At 66.5% G+C, this 20,305-nt stretch carries 20 protein-coding genes; 12 read left to right on the forward strand and 8 right to left on the reverse strand.

Annotated features, from left to right (window positions below; translation table 11 throughout):
• The first annotated feature begins 2 nt into the window (after positions 1-2).
• Positions 3-671 carry a pentapeptide repeat-containing protein gene (locus DAT37_RS03625; RefSeq protein ID WP_109523155.1) on the forward strand — a complete coding sequence of 223 codons (669 nt, stop codon included), beginning with the start codon at positions 3-5 and terminating at the stop codon, positions 669-671.
• Positions 672-958: 287 nt separating this feature from the next.
• The gene (locus tag DAT37_RS03630) at positions 959-1,576 is read left to right on the forward strand and encodes a hypothetical protein (protein WP_109523156.1); all 618 of its coding nucleotides are present in this window, start codon (positions 959-961) and stop codon (positions 1,574-1,576) included.
• Between the two features lie 744 nt (positions 1,577-2,320).
• Here DAT37_RS03630 and DAT37_RS03635 read toward each other — a convergent pair.
• A complete protein-coding gene (locus DAT37_RS03635; RefSeq protein WP_109523157.1) occupies positions 2,321-2,974 on the reverse strand; it encodes a hypothetical protein in 654 nt (217 codons plus the stop codon).
• A gap of 728 nt (positions 2,975-3,702) precedes the next feature.
• Here DAT37_RS03635 and DAT37_RS45240 point away from each other — a divergent pair.
• Entirely contained in the window at positions 3,703-3,900 is a 198-nt protein-coding gene (locus DAT37_RS45240) for an alpha/beta hydrolase (protein WP_269814732.1), read from the forward strand.
• 253 nt (positions 3,901-4,153) lie between these two features.
• A complete protein-coding gene (locus tag DAT37_RS43810; RefSeq protein WP_157978255.1) occupies positions 4,154-4,309 on the forward strand; it encodes a hypothetical protein in 156 nt (51 codons plus the stop codon).
• 59 nt (positions 4,310-4,368) lie between these two features.
• Here the strand turns inward: DAT37_RS43810 and DAT37_RS03645 are convergent, their stop codons facing one another.
• Positions 4,369-5,121: a phosphatase PAP2 family protein gene (locus DAT37_RS03645; RefSeq protein ID WP_109523288.1), complete on the reverse strand. Its 753-nt coding sequence runs from the start codon at positions 5,119-5,121 to the stop codon at positions 4,369-4,371.
• A gap of 365 nt (positions 5,122-5,486) precedes the next feature.
• On the opposite strand from DAT37_RS03645, the gene dcd reads away from it, so the two are divergent.
• The gene (gene dcd / locus DAT37_RS03650) at positions 5,487-6,086 is read left to right on the forward strand and encodes a dCTP deaminase (RefSeq protein ID WP_109523158.1); all 600 of its coding nucleotides are present in this window, start codon (positions 5,487-5,489) and stop codon (positions 6,084-6,086) included.
• A 164-nt stretch (positions 6,087-6,250) separates the two neighbouring features.
• On the opposite strand, the gene DAT37_RS03655 is transcribed toward dcd, so the two are convergent.
• Positions 6,251-6,694 (reverse strand): hypothetical protein, encoded by a 444-nt coding sequence (locus DAT37_RS03655; protein WP_232839502.1) that lies wholly within the window; start codon positions 6,692-6,694, stop codon positions 6,251-6,253.
• Positions 6,695-6,978: 284 nt separating this feature from the next.
• Here DAT37_RS03655 and DAT37_RS03660 point away from each other — a divergent pair, with 284 nt between their 5' ends.
• From DAT37_RS03660 to DAT37_RS03670, 3 genes are all read left to right on the forward strand, one after another.
• The gene (locus tag DAT37_RS03660) at positions 6,979-8,319 is read left to right on the forward strand and encodes a helix-turn-helix domain-containing protein (protein WP_109523159.1); all 1,341 of its coding nucleotides are present in this window, start codon (positions 6,979-6,981) and stop codon (positions 8,317-8,319) included.
• Between the two features lie 52 nt (positions 8,320-8,371).
• A complete protein-coding gene (locus DAT37_RS03665) occupies positions 8,372-9,625 on the forward strand; it encodes a pyridoxal phosphate-dependent aminotransferase (protein WP_109523160.1) in 1,254 nt (417 codons plus the stop codon).
• Positions 9,626-10,023: 398 nt separating this feature from the next.
• The gene (locus tag DAT37_RS03670) at positions 10,024-11,325 is read left to right on the forward strand and encodes a YibE/F family protein (protein WP_109523161.1); all 1,302 of its coding nucleotides are present in this window, start codon (positions 10,024-10,026) and stop codon (positions 11,323-11,325) included.
• 33 nt (positions 11,326-11,358) lie between these two features.
• Here DAT37_RS03670 and DAT37_RS03675 read toward each other — a convergent pair whose 3' ends face one another.
• Both DAT37_RS03675 and DAT37_RS03680 read right to left on the reverse strand, forming a co-directional pair.
• Positions 11,359-12,789, reverse strand: coding sequence for an Hsp70 family protein (locus tag DAT37_RS03675; RefSeq protein WP_232839476.1), 1,431 nt, complete (start codon positions 12,787-12,789; stop codon positions 11,359-11,361).
• A 188-nt stretch (positions 12,790-12,977) separates the two neighbouring features.
• Positions 12,978-14,300: a UDP-glucose dehydrogenase family protein gene (locus DAT37_RS03680; RefSeq protein WP_109523162.1), complete on the reverse strand. Its 1,323-nt coding sequence runs from the start codon at positions 14,298-14,300 to the stop codon at positions 12,978-12,980.
• A 138-nt stretch (positions 14,301-14,438) separates the two neighbouring features.
• Between DAT37_RS03680 and DAT37_RS03685 the strand changes: the two genes are divergently transcribed.
• The 4 genes from DAT37_RS03685 to DAT37_RS03700 all read left to right on the forward strand — a co-directional run bounded on the left by DAT37_RS03685 (position 14,439) and on the right by DAT37_RS03700 (position 18,371).
• Entirely contained in the window at positions 14,439-14,972 is a 534-nt protein-coding gene (locus DAT37_RS03685) for a YdcF family protein (protein WP_109523163.1), read from the forward strand.
• A gap of 297 nt (positions 14,973-15,269) precedes the next feature.
• Positions 15,270-15,824, forward strand: a complete 555-nt coding sequence (locus DAT37_RS03690; RefSeq protein ID WP_109523164.1) for a hypothetical protein — start codon at positions 15,270-15,272, stop codon at positions 15,822-15,824.
• A gap of 169 nt (positions 15,825-15,993) precedes the next feature.
• The gene (locus tag DAT37_RS03695; protein WP_109523165.1) at positions 15,994-17,223 is read left to right on the forward strand and encodes an acyl-CoA dehydrogenase family protein; all 1,230 of its coding nucleotides are present in this window, start codon (positions 15,994-15,996) and stop codon (positions 17,221-17,223) included.
• The gene (locus DAT37_RS03700; RefSeq protein WP_109523166.1) at positions 17,223-18,371 is read left to right on the forward strand and encodes an acyl-CoA dehydrogenase family protein; all 1,149 of its coding nucleotides are present in this window, start codon (positions 17,223-17,225) and stop codon (positions 18,369-18,371) included. The genes DAT37_RS03695 and DAT37_RS03700 overlap by 1 nt, the downstream gene beginning before the upstream one ends.
• A gap of 72 nt (positions 18,372-18,443) precedes the next feature.
• Here the strand turns inward: DAT37_RS03700 and DAT37_RS03705 are convergent, their stop codons facing one another.
• From DAT37_RS03705 to DAT37_RS03715, 3 genes are all read right to left on the reverse strand, one after another.
• Entirely contained in the window at positions 18,444-18,644 is a 201-nt protein-coding gene (locus tag DAT37_RS03705; RefSeq protein ID WP_109523167.1) for a hypothetical protein, read from the reverse strand.
• Positions 18,645-18,710: 66 nt separating this feature from the next.
• Entirely contained in the window at positions 18,711-19,562 is an 852-nt protein-coding gene (locus DAT37_RS03710) for a class I SAM-dependent methyltransferase (protein ID WP_109523168.1), read from the reverse strand.
• Positions 19,552-20,226, reverse strand: a complete 675-nt coding sequence (locus DAT37_RS03715; protein WP_109523291.1) for an alpha/beta hydrolase — start codon at positions 20,224-20,226, stop codon at positions 19,552-19,554. Before DAT37_RS03715 ends, DAT37_RS03710 begins: the two co-directional genes overlap by 11 nt.
• Positions 20,227-20,305: the final 79 nt, after the last annotated feature.

The following is a 20,305-nucleotide window of genomic DNA, read 5'->3' on the forward strand; positions in this document are numbered from 1 at the left end:
CAGTGACCACCGCACACGGTCGTCCACTCAGCGACGTTCGTCGCTGGCCCGAAGACCCGAAAGCGCGCCAGGCGCTGGCCGACTACCTCAAAGCCCTCCCCGCCGACCCGGACGCCGATCGGACCAGCGCGTCACAGCTCAACGGCCACGGGCTCGATTTCACCGGTGCGGACCTCTCGGGGCTGGACCTGCTGGGCGCCGAGCTCTCCGAATCCACCCTGACCGGAGTGCTGTTCGTCGGAGCCGACTTGTACACGGCATGGCTGATCGAGGCGCGACTGTCGGAAGCCGATCTCAGTGGCGCCGATCTTCGAAAGGTCCAGGGGCGCGGATGCCAGGCCCGAGCCGCGAAGATACGCGGCGCCGATCTACAACGGGCCGATCTCAGCCAGTCGGATCTACGGGGCGCGGACCTCAGTGGTGCCCGATTACAACGCGTGTCGTTCTCCGACTCGGATCTGCGGCAAGCCAGCCTGCGCGACTGCAGTTTCGGACGCACGCGGTTGTCTCGCGCACGACTGGCGGGCTGTGATGTCACCGGTTCCAGCGGCCTGGCCATAGGACCTGTCGATGTCGGCATCGATTCGCCGCACCTGCTGGACGGGCCAGAACTTCATGATTGGTTCGTCTCGAACGGCGCGACTGATGTCGAGGTACACCAAGCCGCGTAGATCCATGAACCTGGTCAGGCGTCCCGCGCCAGTTGAGCGGTCGTTGGGTGAAGACCGCTCCAGTTTCGCCGCTGACACATATCCCCACCGGTGCACGTTCTGGCAGAGGTGTCGCGGCAATGCTCCGATCGCGGCTATGCGTCGCTGACGTGTATCGTCAGCCGGTTCACCACATCGTGAACCAACCTGATGCTGTTCCGGTGCGGTCGGGTTCGCTTCCCGCACCGGGGGATTGTGCAATTGCATGCCGACGCGAGCCCTTTGCGTCAGAAAGAGACCTCACACACATGCACCTCATGAAGTTCGCGGTGGCCACCGTCATGACTGCCGCAGTCACGGTGACCGCCAGTGGATTCGCCCACGCCGACGTGCCCGCGGCACCGCAGGAGCGACCGTTCGCTCTTCGGGGCACCGACCACGGTGTCGCCTTCACCATTTCTCAGTCCTCCGATCTGAAGGAGGTCACGGTCAACCTGGACAGCGGACGATTCACCGCCACCGATACCGGGTACACCGTCTCCGACGCCACCGGTGCACGTATCGGCGAAATCCCCTTCCGGGCAGATACTTCCGACGGCACTGTCGAACTCTCCGCCACCGTCGACCGAACCGGCACCCACCTGACCGCCAAGCCCATCGGCGAATGGCTCTCCCAGCGTCAGGTCAACACCGAGATCGGGGCGGGCATCGGCGGTACCATCGGATTCGTTCTGGGGAGCTTCCTGGGCCTGTTCGGCCTGATCGGCATGGGCGTGCTCGCCATCATCACGATTCCGGTGGGAATGATCGCGGGCGGTCTCATCGGCGCCGGGATCGGCGGGGCGATCGGCAATTCCCTGCCCGCGTCCGACGAGCCCAACATCTACAAGTACTACTGCGGCGGCCTGTACGAGCCTCCCTGCTGACCGAACAACCGACACGGCACCGCCTGGGCAAAGCCCCACGGTGTCGAGCTCGGATCACCCTGGATGCCCCGCGTCGGTCCATCTCTGAACTTCGTTGACTACGACCGGCGCGAAACGCCCGATTCTGTGCTGTGATCTCGCTCGAAAGACGCTCTTGCACAAGTGGTTTGTGGACAGCTAGCGTCGGTTCCGCGCCAGTAGTGTGCCTCACCCCCTTGCCATTGCTGGCGGTGCCGAGAGACCCCCGGATTGTCCAAGGACGCCGGGGGTTTCGTCGTATCTACCGCCTTCCGCTACTCCGATCCTGGAGGTCGATCATGAGTTACGGTGCCACCTGCCCATCTGGCTCGAAGTTCTGACCTCCGTGGTCGAGGTGGTCAATTCGATCCTCGGAGGTGCACCCTTGTGACCGTGCCCGGCATCCGCAGTCGCACTGGCAGGGCACTCGCTCGCGGTGTGTATCCAGCTCTGTGTCCTGTAGGTGCCGGTGCACTCGTCATGGCGCTCGAGCAAGCACGACATGCTGACATCGGCCCCGGTGCTGCTCGGCGACGATGTCGATGGCGATACCGCCGATATCGACACCTTGTCGAGGAAGTGCGACATTCGCCAGCCGTCGCGCAGGACTTGTGCGACTGCTTCCCGTCGGCAGTATTCGCGCGAGGGCGCAGTCGGCGAATGTGGCAGTCAATTGCGCTGTGAGACTGCTGAATTCATATTCGGCCAGCGATGGTTCGCCCGGTGTCACCCGCCGTAAGGACTCGTCCCCTGCTGGCATCGGAAGAACTTCGTCACCAGGTCGTCGGTGGGCGACATGCCCGGCATCGGAGCGGTCAACGCGACACTCATACCGACGAGACCTCCGATGATGGCCACGACGAGCAGCCCTGGCATCAGCAGCGGGAACCCGACGATCGCTCCGATGGCCACTCCGATCGCCGTGCCCAGCGTGGCGTTCCAGCAGTACGCGCGCTGATCGGGGGTCAACGGTTCCTGGGCGATGTCGGCGTTCGTTTCGGTCGGAGCGGTGGAGGCTATCGTGACGGCGCGATTCGAATCGGCCGTCCGCGCCGTGAACGACACGACCCGATCGGCGACACGGAACGTCAACGGGACCTGCCCGATCAGTTCGCCGGACTGGTTGCTGATGTCCAGATGGCTGCCGTTGAGGGTGAAGGTCCCGCCGTTCAGCGCGACGTGGATCGCGGGTTCCCCCTCGGTCGAGGTCGACACGGTGTAGTCGACTCCGGAATCGACTCCGTGTGTCGGTTCCGTGGCCGCCGCACTGTATTCACTACCCGGCCGCAGATCGGCCGGAGTGCCGTTGGCGGTAGCTGTCACGATCGACGTGCTCGCCGCCGCGATGATCGCCGCAATGGCAAAACGCTTGAATCTCACTGCAATATCCCTTGTTGTGTTCGGAGAGAACGAGAACGAACCGGCCATGCCGTGAGGCTGAGTGGCCGGTGCTGTGGGTAGTGAAGACCATGTCCCGCATGGCATATGAGAAGACCGTCGACAGAATGGGCGAACCGCTGAGACTGTCGGATGTGCTCTGATTTTCCTCCCCGGTGCGGCAGTCCCCGCTGCCCGCGCAGAACGGTATCACGCCGAAACACGCATTTGCCCGGTCTTCGCTCACCGCGTGACTTCGCGTTCATGTGGACAGGCTCGCCGACTTTTCAGGTTCGCGTCGCCGTCGGTCTCGACCCGAAAATCACCGACCCCCGGTACGTCGATGGTCAGCGCATCTCGGAACACGCTCACCCGCAACAGGTCGCACGGAGGAGAAACGACATGCGCGATCGGGTTCGATCCGCGCGGGGTCGGTCGTCGGTCACTGCATGCCGGTGACCTGTGATCTGACGGCGGCGCAGCAGACGAACAGTTCCCGCCCTACGCGCGCGGGCCGATCGATGTGGCACGATTCCGCGTGGCCGAGATCGGAAGTTGACTACCGAGGCAACGTGTCGGTCGGTCGGATCCCCGATGTTCGGCGCGGCCGGAGCCGATATCTGGCCGTGCGCGTTCTGGCCCTCCGAACCGACAGAGCCCGCGTGCGGACCGATGGCAGGGGCCGTCGAACGTGCTGAGAGCGCAGAATCTCCGCGATCCGGCGACACCCTCTGTCGGGTGCCCGACGACTGCGGCAGGCGTTCGGTGACCGCGCCCGGATGGTGACGGCGGATAAGGGCGGGCACCTGGCTTATCTGTTCAAGGCGAACACCTGCTTGAACGGCACGGTCACCACGTTCCCGGCAACGGGGCAGCGGCCCGAAAACGACGTGGTCTGTGCCGCGGAGTCGGCCTCGTCGGGGCGGTGATCATGGTCCCGGGGAGTGGTTGCGGCGGGTACTCGGGAGTATCCGAGTGACGGTCGTGACGAAAAGACTATTCACGCTGGGGCTCTAGCTGGGAGAATGGGGTGTATGGTTCGCCCTGGGGGCAGAGTGATCCACACTCGTGTCACTCGGTGGACGTACCATGCGAAGGAAGCATCGGCCTTGGGCATATCCCGGCCGGTCAGGTGCGGACGCCACGTTCGGCTATTCGCCGCAGATCAAAGGAGGCTCGAGTATGAGTCAAGAAGATGGGCATGTGCCCGGACTGTTCAGTCACGAGAACGTCGCCGAAGAGGTGTACACCCCGGCGGACACCGTTATGCACTACCCCGTGTTCAGCGGGGCCGAGGATGGGTCTTTCCGGGCGCAGGCCGCTGACGGCGACGCCTAGGCAATCTCGAGCTCGACGGCGGGCGGTGGAACACCGCGGTCGCCGTCGGAGATCGGGTATCAGGAGGATTCGGCATCGCGCGCACTCGGTTCGCGCGGTCCCGCATTGGTGAGCGCCCCATCGCGAGGCGCTGGAGTACTCATCGCACTGGTTTTCCATCGGTAATTCGGGTACGTGTACGCGCCGAGGCAGATGATCACCCAGAGCGCGCCGATCGCCCATCCCGCGAGGACGTCGGTCGGCCAGTGCACGCCGAGGTACACCCGGGAACTCCCCACCGCGACAATGAGAATCACGGCGGCGGCGATCGCCGCCACGCGTGTCACGGTGCGGTGCAACCGGGGAATGAGCGCCACGGCGATGATCGAGATCACGGCCATCGAGCCGAGGCTGTGCCCGGACGGGTAGGACAGACTCGACTCGAAGGCGAGTCGATCGGCGGTCGGCGGACGTGATCTGCCGACCAGTCGTTTGCCCGCGAAGGTGAGCACCGCCGCGCCGATTCCGGTCCCGGCGACCAGCGTGGCCTTGCGACGATGTCCGCGCCAGATCAGCGTCGCGCACACCAGCACGGTGATGATGGTCAGGGTGAGGGTGTCGCCGAGCGTGGTCACCACGCGGGCGAGGGCGGTCAGGGTATCGGTGCGATGCTCGACGACCCAGCCCGAGATCTCGGGATCGATGGCGGCCAGGCCGTCCCCGCGCAGGATATTGCCGGTCAGCACGGTGATGAACGCCGTGAGCAGTACCGCCACGGCCGCGAGCGCCGGGAACGCGCGCCCGGACCTGTCATTGTTCGGAATCGACGACATCTGTTCCAGCGTCCCTCCCGATGCTGAGAAATTGCTGTGGAGTGGGTGGGCTGGTGCGTCGGTATCGCCGGTCTCCATGGTCAGGGCGTACCCGGTGATCGACGATGTAAATCGGCGATGCTGCGAAGACGCGGGCGGAGGCTCGGAGAGCGGGCGGCGCTGATGTGCGGTTCGATCCGGTCGGCGCGGCTGCCTATTCGTGGCCGAGTGGCGGTCCTCGGGTGTGTCGAATCGTATTCCACCCGGGGTGGGATCTCGGGGGCGATGAGGGGGTGCTCCCGGCGTCTGCGTGCGTCGACGGGGCGAAGTCGCGAGTTTGCACGTGTGGTCGAACGGTCGAGCCGAGCGACCGCTACTCTCGTCGCGTGCTGCTTTCCGATCGTGACATCCGTGCGGAGATCGCCGCTGGGCGTCTCGGCGTCGAACCGCTGCTGGAGAATCTGATCCAGCCGTCGAGTATCGATGTGCGCCTCGATCGGCTTTTCCGGGTCTTCGACAATTCCCGGTACACCCATATCGATCCGGCGCAGCGCCAGGACGAGCTGACCAGTCTGGTCGAACCCTCAGAGGGTGAGCCGTTCGTGCTGCATCCGGGCGAGTTCGTGCTCGGCTCGACCCTGGAGATCTGTTCGCTGCCCGACGATCTGGCCGGACGGCTGGAGGGCAAGTCGAGTCTGGGCAGGCTCGGCCTGCTGACGCATTCCACCGCGGGCTTCATCGATCCCGGGTTCAGCGGTCACATCACGCTGGAATTGTCGAATGTGGCGAATCTGCCGATCACGCTGTGGCCGGGGATGAAGATCGGCCAGCTCTGCCTGATCCGGTTGACCAGTCCGGCCGAGCATCCCTACGGCAGCGCGGCTGCGGGCTCGAAGTATCAGGGGCAGCGCGGGCCCACGCCGTCGCGGTCCTACATGAACTTTCCGCTGTCCGACGAGGTCGTGCAGACGGTCGAATCGCGCTGAGGGTCGCGCTCGTCACCCCGTGTGATCGAGAGTCGTGTCCGAGATGATCGCCTGCCCGCGAGTCCGCTTGCCGCGCAGGATCACCCGACCGATCGCGCCCCGTCGACCCGGAGAGGCGCAATCGGCCGTGTGACGTGCCGGACATTGCGGGGACCGATGACGCGTCAGTCCCCGCTGCCCGCTCCCACCGCCATCGCCGCCGTGAGGACGGCGGAGAGCGGCGGGAGCGTGCCGCCGCGGCCGGGCGGACTGACCCAGGAGCACCCTTCCCGGGTCAGCCGGCCGAGGCCGGTCGGCAACATCACGGCACTGCCTATGGCGGGTATGCCGATATCCAGCCGGTCCAGTACCTCCAATACCTGCGCACCCGGACGCGAATCCGGGTGCGCCAGGAAGCTCCATCGGATCTGCCTGGCCAGCACAGGGCCCCTCGTCCCCTGCTGTTCCAGTGCCGCCCTGACCTTTTCGGCTCGTGCGGTCGGTAGATGAACGGCGCAGACTCGGCCGCTGACGGGTAGCATCACGAAACCTCCACGTTCGGTCACCGGTAGCCCGAATTCGTCTCGGTAGAAGGCCACCCAATCGTCGACTGTCATGAGTCTGTCCATGTTCACGGCCAACTCCTTGCCTCCTGCCTCACAAGGGTCGCGCGTGAGAGCGTGACACGGTGTCGCCCGCACGCCCGCTTTCTGCTGCCATTCCACTGCCTCTCGCGCGAGCCGGTGCGACGCCGCGCGCACTGCACAGGCCAGTGCATATAGCAACACCGAATTATCTGTGGCCGTAACCACAATCGGCTCGTACCCTGGGATGAGGAGATCGTCGGAAGGGGTGACACGTGGTCCGGCAATGGTCAGGAAGAGAGACCCGTGCCCTTCGCGATGCCAAGCGGATGAGTATCAGGGAGTTCGCGGCGCACCTGGGGGTTCACGAACGTCTGGTGTCGAAATGGGAGGCGGGTGGCGTCCGGGTGCACCCGCGCCCGATCAACCAGGCCGCGTTGGACACCTCCCTGGCCAGGTCCGACGATGTTGTGCGTGCACGTTTCGCGGCGCTGATCGAACAGCAGTCGACCGATCGGACGGCCGCCCCCGGAGCCGATACGCGTCCCGCTTCCGGGACGCACGCCAATTATTCGAGCGAAGCGGATCTCTTGGCTCTCATCGACGCCGGTGCGATGAGAGGCGATGCGTTAGCCGCGATTTCGGAGAGGGATCTGATCATGGCCGCTGCCCACGAGGCAAGCGATCACGCCGGGCGGGCCGAGAGCACCAACGTGGGTGCCACCACATTGGACCAACTCGACGCCGACGTCATGCGCATCGCGAACGATTACGTGAGCATTCCCCCCGTTCCGATGATGGTGGAGATGCTGCGGGTGCGCCGCCGGGTGTACCGGCTGCTGGAAGGGCATCAGCGCCCCGCCGACACCAGTCATCTGTATCTGCTCGCGGGCACGCTGTCCGGGTTGCTCGCCAACGCGAGTACCGACCTCGGCTATTACGACGCCGCGGGGGAGCAGGCGCGCGCCGCCTGGGCGTATGCCGAACTCTGCGGTCACAACGGGCTGCGCGCGTGGACCAGGGGAATGCACGCGCTCATCGAGTACTGGTCCGAGCGGCCGCGGCGCGCGGTGCTGCTCGCGCAGAGCGGGCAGGAGTTCGCCGAATCGGCGACCGCGAAGGTCCGGCTGCACAATATCGAGGCCAGGATCTGGTCCAAGATCGGCAGCGCGAGCGATACCGAGCGCTGTGTCAGGGCCGCCGACGACGCGCGCGAGATCGGCGAGGTCGACGACTTGCACGACGCGATCGGCGGGGTCTTCGGTTTCAACGACGCGAAGGCCCAGTACTACGCGGGCGCGACCTATATCCATCTCGGCTTGGCCGAACCCGCGCTGGCCGCGACCGGTCGCGCCATCGATCTCTACGCCAACGGGCCGTCCGAGCAGCGCTCCTACGGCGCGGAATCGCTGGCCCGGGTCGACTGCGCCGCCGCCCACCTGATCAACGGCAGTCTCGACGGAGCTTCGGCGGCGTTGCATCCGGTGCTCGGTCTCGACGAGGACAAACGCATCGCCCAGCTGGAGGAACGGCTCATCGGCGTGCGCCGCCGGATCGCGGCCCCCGCTTTCCGCGATGCGAGCGAAGCGCGTTTCCTCGACGAGCGCATCGAGGAATTCTGCGGGTCGACCGCCGCCAAGGGCATCCCACCGGGTAATTCCCCGGCGTGAACCCGCCGCACCCCCGTGCGCGTGCGAAAACACAGTTGCGGGGGATGGCACCATGGGACGGGTGAGCCCGAGTCATCAACCGCAGCGTCCGCGTGTTCTGGAGCAGTCCACGAAGCTCCAGAACGTCGTCTACGAGATCCGTGGACCGGTACACGCGCACGCGGCACGGCTCGAGGCCGAGGGACATCGCATCCTGAAGCTGAATATCGGCAACCCCGCCCCGTTCGGCTTCGACGCCCCCGACGTGATCATGCGCGACATCATCGCCGCGCTCCCGGTCGCCCAGGGGTATTCCGAATCCAAGGGCATCCTGTCCGCGCGGCGCGCGATCGTCACCCGCTACGAGCTGGTGCCAGGCTTCCCCGTGCTCGACGTGGACAGCGTGTACCTGGGCAACGGCGTGTCCGAGTTGATCACCATCACCATGCAGGCCCTGCTCGACAACGGTGACGAGGTGCTCATCCCGGCGCCGGACTACCCGCTGTGGACGGCGATGACCAGTCTGGCAGGCGGCACGGCGGTGCACTACCTGTGCGACGAGTCCAGTGGCTGGCAGCCCGATATCGCCGATATCGAATCGAAGATCACCGACAAGACCAAGGCCCTGCTGGTCATCAATCCGAACAATCCCACCGGCGCGGTCTACTCCGCCGAGATCCTGCAACAGCTCGCCGACGTCGCGCGCAGACATCAGCTGTTGCTGCTCGCCGACGAGATCTACGACAAGATCCTCTACGACGACGCGAAACATATCTCGCTGGCGACCATGGCCCCGGACCTGCTGTGCCTGACCTTCAACGGCCTGTCCAAGGCCTACCGGGTGGCGGGGTACCGGTCGGGATGGTTGGCGATCACCGGTCCGAAGGAGCACGCGGCCGGATTCCTGGAGGGCATCGACCTGCTCGCCTCCTCCCGCCTCTGTCCGAATGTGCCCGCGCAGCACGCGATTCAGGTCGCCCTCGGTGGACATCAGAGCATCGAGGATCTGATCCTGCCCGGTGGCCGTCTGCTCGAGCAGCGCGACGTGGCGTGGGAGCGGCTGAACATGATCCCGGGCGTCTCGTGTGTGAAGCCCAAGGGCGCGCTCTACGCGTTCCCCAGGCTGGATCCGAATGTGTATGAGATCCACGACGATTCGAAGCTGATCCTGGATCTGCTGTTGCAGGAGAAGATCCTGATGGTGCAGGGCACCGGGTTCAACTGGCCCGACCACGATCATCTGCGCATCGTCACGTTGCCGTGGGCGCGGGATCTCGCGGTCGCCATCGAGCGTTTCGGCAACTTCCTCGCCAGCTACCGGCAGTAGTCGCTAGCGCCTTCCTGACAGGTAAATCGCCCTGCTTCCAGGGCTGAAACAGACCTAATGTTGGGATAGTGGCGAGTTTTGAAGATGGACTAGCGCAAAACTTCAGCTTTTGTGTACAGTAGCTCTTGGCACTTAGGTGCCCGGCCAAGTTGTCTACCCCCCCTGGACAACCTGGCCTCGGGTTCGGCCGCCTACCCCCCTGGGCCGCCGGCCTGCGGGCGGCGGAGACATCCCCCTGCTCTCCGCCGCCCCCTCCCGAATCATCCGGTCACCGTACCGATTCTCGCCGCACCGATCAGTGTGCTCTCCTCGTCGTAGCGCGATCTTGAAAATGAAATCCTTTAAGCTCGGCACCGGGCGGATGCGCCCAGGGCATACGACGGACAGCTAGGAGCCCGGTGACCGACCATCATCACCACCATCATCACGACAATTCCGAACCACTCGCGATCGGCGCCACCGCCGCGCGGGTAGTGATCGGTCTGCTGACCGTGATCGGGATCGCCGTCGTCATCGGCGCGATCGCGCTGTGGCCGAGCGCCCAGCACGTCGACATCCCGCTGCCGATGCAGAGCGCGGGCGGCGGAGCGGTGGAGACCGAAGCGGGCACGGTCGTGGTGCAGGATGTCGGCGCGTGCGGCAGCTCCTCGATCGGCAAGGTGTTCGCCGACAAGCCCGAGCCGCCGCGCAACAACGCCTACACCTGCCAGCGCAGCCTCATCACCATCGACTCCGGTCCGCACGCGGGTAACAAGACGCTGTTCGAAATCGCGCCCGGCCCAGGACAACCCGATCTGCGGGCGGGCGATCACATCCGGTTGGTGCGCCAGACCGATCCCGCCGGAACCCCGCTGTACTCCTTCGAGGACTACTCGCGCGGATTGCCGCTGACCCTCATCGTGGTCGCGTTCATCGTGGTGGTCATCGCGGTGGCCCGCTGGCGCGGTCTGCGCGCGCTGCTCGGCCTGGTCTTCGCCTTCGCGGTGCTCGTGGTCTTCCTGCTGCCCGCGCTGCTGGACGGGAAACCGGCGATACCGGTGGCGCTGGTCTCGGGCGCGGTGATCCTCTACGTGGTGCTGTATCTGGCGCACGGGGTGAACCTGCGGACCAGCTCGGCACTGCTCGGGACGCTCACCTCGATGCTGCTCGCGGCCGTACTGTCCTGGCTGGCAATCGAAGTCACGCACCTCACCGGCCTGTCCGAGGAACAGAACACCAACGTCGCGACCTATATCCAGCACGTCAGCATCACCGGGCTGCTGCTGGCGGGGTTCATCATCGGCACCCTCGGCGTCCTCAACGACGTCACCATCACGCAGGCGTCGGCCGCGTTCGAGCTTGCCGCCGTCGACGAATCGACGTCGCGGCGTGAGGTTTTCACCGCGGCCATGCGCGTCGGACGCGACCATATCGCCAGTACGGTCTACACCCTCGTACTCGCCTACGCCGGTGGCGCGCTGCCGCTGCTGCTGCTGTTCAGCGTCGCCGGACGGTCCATCCGCGACGTGCTCACCGGTGACGCCGTCGCCATCGAGATCACCAGATCCGCCGTCGGCGGTATCGCCCTCGCGCTCTCGGTGCCGTTGACCACGGGGATCGCGGTCATGCTCGCGCGACCGTTCGGAGCCAAGCCCGTGCGCAAGGCCCCGCCGCCGCGTCGGCAGCCGCCGTCGCGCCATGCCAGGCACGCCAGGAACTGAGTCGAGTCCCGGGTCCGGCCGGTGCCGGTCGGATCAGGGGACCTTCGGGAACATCTCGGGGGGAATGGTCGGGACCACGATCGGCGGAAGGCCGGGAACCACAAAGGTGTTCGGTCCCTGCGTCGGCGGCTCGGGGGCGGCAGAGGTCTGTGGACGCGTCGGCGCGGCGACGGTCGCCTCGGTCTCGGTGGTCGTGGCGGGCGCGACCGCGATCTGCGGTTCGAGGGTGGTGGTGCGCGGTACGCCCGATGTCGACACCGAGGTGGAACCCTCGCTGCCCTGCGAACCCCGCTCGAGCACCTGGGGGCCGTAGCCGAGGCCGAGTCCGATCGCCGCGACCACCGCGAGCGCGCTGACCGTCAACACCGCACCGCTGACCTCGCGCTTGCCGCGCATGGGGCGCACGGCCGACCAACCGGACGGCAGATCGGCGCGGCCGCGCTGGGCTCGCGGCCAGTCCTGCGACTGATTCGGGTTGCCCCAATCGTCCGCGGCGAGGTCGTCCTCGACGACGTTCTTGCTCTTCTTGCCCTTCTTCGGCGGCGCGGAAAGCCAGGCGGGGGAAAGCGCGTCGGCGTTCATCGCCGTCGTCGCGGGAGCCGCCACGTCGACCGGCCGCGCCAACAGGGCGGCACCGCGCGCGGTGACCGTCTCCGGACTCGCCGGGACGATCACCGGAACGCCCATCCAGCGCTCCAGCACCTTGGCGATCAACGGGATCCTCGCGCAACCGCCGATGGCGAGCACACCGTGGACGGGGCGATCCGAGCGCACGATCACATCACGCGCCATCCGCGCCGACGATTCGATCGCGAGCATGATCAGCGCTTCGAAGTTCTCCTGCGCCAGCAGAACCAGGCCCTGCTCACTCGGCAGTGCCACGGCGGTATTGCTGGACAGCTGCTCCTTGGCCTCGCGGCACAGCGCGTCGAGCGCGGCGAGACCGGCCTGATCCGGCGGATGCGCGATGCGGCCGGAGGCGATCTGCTGTTCGCGGATCAGCGAATCGAGGTAGTCGCCGCTGATATCGCTGGTGCGCTCGGTGTGACGCACCTCACGTGTCTGGGTGTCGACGACGCTCACCGAGAGACCCGAGCTGCCCAGGTCGTAGACGACCAGCGAGGAGATGCCGCGAATATCGCCGGTGGACTGGGCGAATTCGAGCGCGGCGAAGATCTCGGGAATGAGTTCGTAATTGGTGATCTGCTGGTTCGCCATGGCGGCGCGGACCGCTCTGGCCTGCTGCTCGCTGCGGTAGGCGACCGCCGTCGCGGTGATGTCGCGCGAGGATTCCAGCGTGACGCCGACGGCTTCGGCAACCAGTTCCTCGGCCCGGTTGTCGACCACCGGCACGGTCTGTAGATCGAAGGCATGCGGCTCGACGTGCCCATGGGGCAACCCGGTGTGCGGTCGCGCCATACGGATGGCGCCGGCCCCCACCGAAATCCCCAGTACCGAACTCATCAGTTGCCCATCCCGTTTCACGCTTCACGACAAGCGAACCGCCGCCACACAGGGCGGATGGCCCATATCGGACAATACCCGGTCCGCCGCGCCACCCCCGCTTCGCTGTGCCCGTTCACAATGTATCCGGGGCCCGACTGGGTGGACGTCGACGGTCTCGGAAAAGGTCGCTCTCGTCGCCCGCAACTCTACGGCGTACCGAGTCCCGCGTACACCCATCCGGCATCTCGCCAGGTGGCACGATCGAGACAGTTGCGGCCGTCGATGATGGACCGCGCGCGGACAACTCGCTCGAGGTCCCCGGGCCGCAACGCCGTGAACTCGTCCCATTCGGTGAGCACGAGCACCACATCGGCCCGCTCGCACGCTTCGGCGACCGATGTCGCGTAGTTGAGCGTCGGGAACACGCGGCGCGAATTCTCCAGTGCCTTGGGGTCGTACACCGTGACGACCGCGCCGTGCAGCTGGATCATGCCCGCCACATTCAGCGCGGGGGAATCGCGGACGTCGTCGGATTCCGGTTTGAAGGCCGCGCCGAGTACCGCGACATTCGCGCCGAGCAGCGACCCGCCGCACGCCCTGGTCGCCATGTCGACCACCTTGGTGCGCCGGCGCATATTGATGTTGTCGACCTCGCGCAGGAACGCGACGGCATGGTTCGCGCCGAGTTCGCCGGACCTGGCCATGAACGCGCGGATGTCCTTGGGCAGGCAGCCGCCGCCGAAACCGAGGCCCGCGTTGAGGAAGCGGCGACCGATGCGTGCGTCGTAACCGAGTGCGTCGGCGAGCATGGTGACGTCGGCTCCGGTCGCTTCGCAGACCTCCGACACCGCGTTGATGAAGGAGATCTTGGTCGCCAGAAAGGCGTTCGCCGATACCTTGACCAATTCCGCGGTCGCCAGATCGGTCAGCAGGAACGGCACCTCGGCGGCGATCAGTTCCGCGTAGATCTCGCGCACGAGTTCCTCGACGCGATCCGCGCCCGCGCGCGCCCTGTCCACCCCGAGCACCAAGCGATCCGGGTGCAGCGTGTCCTTGACCGCGAAACCCTCGCGCAGGAATTCCGGATTCCACGCGACTTCGACATCGGTCGACGTCAGCGCGCGCGCCCTGGCGCCGAGGGCGGTGGCCGTGCCGACCGGCACGGTGGATTTGCCGATGATCACCGAAGGACGTTCCAGCAGCGGGGCGAGTGTATCCACCACGGCGTGCACGTATTTGAGATCGGCGGCGTATTCGCCCTTCTTCTGCGGGGTGCCGACGCCGAGGAAATGCACATCGGCGTGTGCGGCGGCCTCGGCGTAGGAGGTGGTGAAGCGCAGGCGGCCCGCGTCCAGGTTGCGCCGCAGCACGCTCTCCAGGCCCGGTTCGTAGAACGGCACCACGCCGTCGGACAGTTTCGCCACTTTGCCGGGGTCGATATCCACCCCGATGACGTCGTGTCCGAGTTCGGCCATGCACGCAGCGTGCGTGGCCCCGAGGTACCCGGTCCCGAAGACTGTGCATCGCATGATTGATTGGTAGGCCCCGCCGGTGGCCGCGCCGCGTCAGCGAGGCAAGTGTCAACGCAACAGCAGGTGTACAGGTGGCGACGTGCCCACCGGAATCGCTGTGACCTGCGGTGATGGGTCGTCGCTAGCATCGAGGGCATGCGTGGGCGCAAATACGCGGTGACACTGCTCGGCGCCGTGGTGGCCGTGGTCGTCACCGTCGGGCTGTGGCCGGTGTACGTCCGTCCCCTCGTCGACCGGCCCGGACCGGCAGACGCCATCCTGGTTCTCGGCGGCGCCCACGACGGCCGCGAACAACTCGGCCTGCGCCTGGCCCGCGACGGCTACGCGCCGCGCGTGCTGTTCTCCGACCCCTACGAATACAGCGCGCGGATGAACCGGATCTGCCACGGCGGCTACAGCTTCGAGGTGATCTGTTTCGATCCGTCGCCGCGCACCACCCGCGGCGAGGGGCGGGAGCTGGCTCGGCGTGCCGAGGCGCAGAACTGGCGGCGCGTCGTCGTGGTCACCTTCACCCCGCATATCTCGCGTGCCCGCTACATCCTCGGAAAGTGCTGGTCGGGGGAGATTCTGTTCGTGGACGCCGCGCCCGGGTTGTCGGTTGGCCGCTGGGCCTACGACTTCGTGTACCAGTCCGCGGGTTACGCGAAGGCATTCGTCGAGGACTGTTAGTCGCTATGTGATTGCCAGATGAACAGAATCGGGCGAGAGCAATTCGTGAAAAAGTCTGGCTTTTCGGCTGATCTCCAGGCAGCATGTCGTTTCGATGCCACTTTTCATCGGGGAACAAGTGCGCGCCAATCATTAGCTCAGTCATAACATGTGGGGAGTTAGTGCATGAGACATCAACAGCGTCCGCGACAGTCGAACTACTACCGCCCGCCTCGCGGTGCAATGCAGCGCAGTGGTGTGCCCCGAGGCGGTGTGCCCCGAGGCGGTGGGTCAAGGGGCGGTGCGTCCAGGGGCGGCGTGCCGACTCCGCACCGGAAGCAGACGACGACACCCTCGTGGGCGTGGTTCGCCGCGGCGCTGGGCGCATTGCTGCTCGCGGTCTTCGTCGGGTCGGTGGTGGGGGGTGGAGACGACGCGGAGTCGTCCGCGGCGACCGTCGGCACCCCCGCGCCGGTGAGTTCCTTCAGCGGTGCGCCCATTGAGGTGGTCGAAGCCGGGAATCCGGTGACCCCGGCGACCACGGAGCTACCGGAGACGCCGGTGATCCCCAGAGCTCCGGCCACGTCGGTTGCCGCCGTTCCCGGGACGCGGATGTCGGCGGCCGAGGAGGTGGCCGAAGATGTCGCGGTGCCGAATGTCGTGTGCATGAATCTGCGGGACGCGCAGTACGAGATCCTGGCGGCGGGGGCGCGGTACTCGGGCTCGGTCGACGCGACCGGCCAGGGGCGGAGGCAGGTTCTCGAACGCAATTGGATCGTGGTTTCCCAGACGCCGGCGCCCGGCGCGATCGCCGGTGAGGAGGATGTGGTCCTGTCCGTGGTGCAGCTCGGCGAACTCAGCGTGTGCGGCTGAACGGGGCCGACGTGGCCACCGTCCCGCTCGGTCGACTCCCGGACCGTCGACCACCGAACTGCGGGCATGCGGCTTCAGTTTGATTTCGGTGCGCGCCGGACATAGATTGTGTCATGTTGGCAGGTAGTCAACAGTGGTGCGACGCGGCATATCCCCTCCGGGAGGGCAGATGGATTACGACTGGTCAGCGGCTGATCTTGCCTTTCGGGACGAGGTTCGGGCGTTTCTCGACGAGAAGCTGACACCGGAACTGCGTCGCGCCGGTCGGCTGGCGACGAGCGTCTACCCGGACCACGGCGCGAGTATGGAATGGCAGCGACTGCTGCACGAGCGTGGCTGGGCCGCGCCCGCGTGGCCGGTCGAGCACGGCGGCTGCGACTGGAGCCTGACCCAGCACTACATCTTCGGCAGGGAAACGACCCTCGCCGGTGCGCCGACACTGTCGCCCATGGGCATCAAAATGGTGGCCCCGGCCATCATCGCCTTCGGCACACCGGAACAGAAGAATTACTACCTGCCCCGAATCCTGACCGGCGAGATCTTCTTCTGCCAGGGATATTCCGAGCCCGAGGCCGGTTCCGACCTGGCCGCCCTCACCATGTCCGCGGTCGACGACGGCGACGATTTCGTCTGCACCGGCAGCAAGATCTGGACCACCCACGCCACCGAGGCGAATTGGATCTTCTGCCTGGTACGCACCTCGCGCACGGGTAAGAAACAACAGGGCATCACCTTCGTGCTCATCGATATGACCTCGCCCGGCATCGAGGTCAGACCACTGGTGATGACCTCCGGCGAGGAAGTGCAGAACCAGGTCTTCTTCGACAATGTGCGGGTGCCCAAGAGCAATGTGCTCGGAGAGATCGACCAGGGCTGGACGGTCGCGAAATATCTGCTCGTCCACGAGCGCGGCGGCGCGGTCGCGCCCATGCTCCAGGTGATGGCCCAGGCTCTGGCCACCGCGGCCGCCGAGCAGACCGGTCCCGACGGCAACCCGCTGATCGACGATCCCGCGTTCGCGGCGCGACTGGCCGAGGCCAGGATTCGCACCGAAGTGCTCGAAATCCTCGAATACCGCACCGTTTCCGCGATGGCGGCGGGTAAGGATCCCGGGCCCGCGTCCTCGATGCTCAAGATCATCTCGACCGAATCGAGTCAGCAACTCACCGAACTCGCCCTGATCGCGGCCGGACCGCGCGGACGGGTCTACCAGCCACACGCCACCGCGCCGGGCGGGCCCGTCACCGAATTCACCCCGCCCGCCGACGGATATCGCAGTGGCCGCGAATGGGAAGCGGTCGCGCCACTGCGCTACTTCAACGATCGCGCGGGTTCGATCTACGCGGGCAGCAACGAAATTCAGCGAAATATCCTCGCCAAGGCAGCATTGGGGCTCTGATGGACTTCACACTCACCAAGGAGCAGGAACTCCTGCGCGACGCGCTCGCGGGATTCCTCGGTGCGCGCTACGACCTGGAGAAGAGCCGCACCGCCGCGAAATCCGGCGAAGGCTGGCAGCCCGCGATCTGGCGCGGTTTCGCCGACGAACTGGGAATTCTCGGCGCGACATTGCCGGAGCGCGTCGACGGAATGGGCGGCGGCCCCGTCGAATTGATGGTCATCGCCGAGGAACTCGGCCGGGCGCTGGTCGTCGAGCCTTTCGTCGACACCGTCGTCGTCGGCGCGGGACTGCTCGACCGTTCCGGTGGCGAACGAGCCGAAGACGTACTGCGCGCGATCGTCGCCGGTGACGCGCGGACCGCCTTCGCCGTCCTCGAACCGACCTCGGGCCAGACCCTGCACGACCTCTCCACGACTGCGCGCCGCGACGGAGATTCGTGGGTGATCGACGGTGCGAAAGTCGTCGTGACCAGCGCGCCGCTGGCCACGCACTTGATCATCGCCGCCCGCACCGGCGGGCAGCGCCGGGACCACGATGGAATCTCGCTGTTCCTCACCGAATTCGACGCGGCGAACCCGCCCGCCGGAATCGAGGCGCACTCCTACCGCACCATCGACGACCGCGTCGGCTCCGACCTCACCTTCACCGGCCTGCGCCTGCCCGCCGACGCACTGCTCGGCGGCGAAGGCACGGCGTGGGAGACCATCGACGCGACGGTCGACCATGCCATCGCGGCCATCGCCGCCGAATCGGTCGGCTGTATGCGCAAGGTGCTCGCGGACACCATCGACTACGCCAAACAGCGTCAGCAGTTCGGTGTGCCGATCGGCAGTTTCCAGGTGCTCCAGCACCGGATGGTCGATATGTACATGGAACTCGAACAGTCCATCGCCGCTGTCTATCTCGCGATCCACTCGCTCGGCGCGGCGCGAGCCGAGCGGGCGAAGTCGATCTCGGCGGCGAAGGTCACCGTCGCCCGCGCGGCGCGGTTCATCGGCCAGAACGCCGTGCAACTCCACGGCGCGATGGGCATGACCGAGGAACTGGCGATCGGCCACTACTTCAAGCGGCTTACCGCCATCGAGAACGAATTCGGCTCCACCGATTACCATCTCGCCCGGTACGCGGCGTTGACCCGACCCTGATTCGGTCGAACGCCCGGCCGGTCGCCTCGGCGACGAGTCGGTGGTCTTCGCCGACCGTGCCGGGGGCGTGGGTTACTGGACTTTGACGAGTTTGATGGTCGGGGCCCCGTCCGGGCCCGCGATGTAATCGATGTGGACGCGGTCGCCCGCCTTGAGCGGAATATCGCTCTCCACCACGGCATCTCGCGCGATGATCTCCTCGCAGTCCTCGGTGATGAGGACGCCGAAACCCTCGTACTCACCGGCGTACCACTTGTCGACGACCGCCCACATATCAGCTCCCACCCTCTGCCCGCGCGATACGCCCGAACTCTAGACGCCGGTCGGCCGGTCACGCTGTCATGGGCGGTCAGCGTGTCCGGTGGATTCTCGATGGTCGCCGGCGCGGCGGGCGGTGACCAGCCAGGCGCGGGAGTCGAATCGGACACCGTCGTCGGTCAGGTGCGCGGAGAGTTCTCGGCGCAGGCGCTGCGTCGCGCGCGCGGCGGCGTCGGGGTCCAGTCGCCGCGATATCTCGCCGGTGCAGCTGAATCCGCGGACCCAGTCGAGGGCGGTGTCCACATCGGGACCGTAGTGGACCGGTTCGTCGACGTCGGCGAAGGTGATGTCGACGAATCCCGCGGCGTCCAGGACGCGCCGCACGGTCGAGGGATCGGCCAGTGCGAACGGGTCGGGTCCGGTGGTCGCGGTCAGCGCTCGATCGGATCCGGCGAGGGCCCGGCGGATTGCGACATCCCACTCGTTGCGCTCACCGGATTGCCAGACCACCATCACCAGGCGTCCGGCCGGGCGCAGTGCCCGGCCGATATTGGTGAACGCGACGATCGGGTCGTCGAAGAACATCGTGCCGAATCTGCTGATCGCCAGGTCGAAGTACCCCTGTGGGAAACGGTGGACCTGGGCGTCGGCGTGGTCGAAGGTGAGGTTTTCCAGGCTCGCGACGCGGGCGAGGTCGCGGGCACGGGCGATGGCTGGCGCCGAGATATCGACGCCGTACGCGCTGCCGGTCCGGGCCGCGCGTGCGGCCTCGCGGGTGGTCTGTCCGGCTCCGCAGCCGATGTCGACGACGTGATCGTCGGGCTGGATATCGCAGGCGCGCAGTAGTACGCGGGTGTGGTCGCGCAGTTCGGCGTCGTAGCCGCCGGGCGCGAGCGTGTCTTCGCTCTCGGAACGTCGGTTGTCAGCGCTCAACGAGCAATCCTTGTTCGCGGGCGTACGCCTCGAGACGGTCGGCGAGTTCGCGCGGACGGCTCAGCGCCGGGGTGTGCCCACCGTCGATCTCGTCGGGGACGATGCCGAGGCGTTCCATGGCGACGCGGCGAAGATAGCGGGGCGGAAACAATCGGTCGTCGCGACAGATCAGGACTCGCGTGGGGATTTCGGGCCAGGCCCGCAGCGGTGACGGTCCGCCGAGCCCGGCCTCGGACTGGTCGCGGCCGCGTCTCAGCGCTTCGGCGGCCAGTTCCGGTGGGACATCCTGGTAGAACAGGTCGACGGCATTGCCGTAGTGCCCCTTCTCCTCCTCGCCGTAGCCCGTATGGGCCCAGTAGTCGGCGGGAGTCTCCGACGGTGCGGGGATCATGGGCGCGACCAGGACGAGCAGTTTCGCGCGCACGCGATCGCAGACGAGCGGTGCGATGAAGCCACCGAGCGATTGCGCGACGACGACCGGATCGGACCTGTCGCCGACCGCCTCGACCACGGTGTCCGCGTATTCGGACAGACCTGCCGAATCGTCCTCGCACGGAAGGTCGGGGGCGACGGAGTCGTGACCGCGCGCCCGCAGTTCGGCGATGACCAGATGCCAGTACCAGCCGACGTCGCCCGCCCCGTGGATCAAGACGAATGTGGCCACGTGACCTCTCTCCCGTTGCTCGGATCGATTCGGACCGCCATCGGAACCGGTACGGACATGCCGTGGTTCGCGTTCCGGC

Origin of the sequence: Nocardia aurea (genome assembly GCF_003123685.1) — a bacterium.
Lineage (GTDB): Bacteria > Actinomycetota > Actinomycetes > Mycobacteriales > Mycobacteriaceae > Nocardia > Nocardia aurea.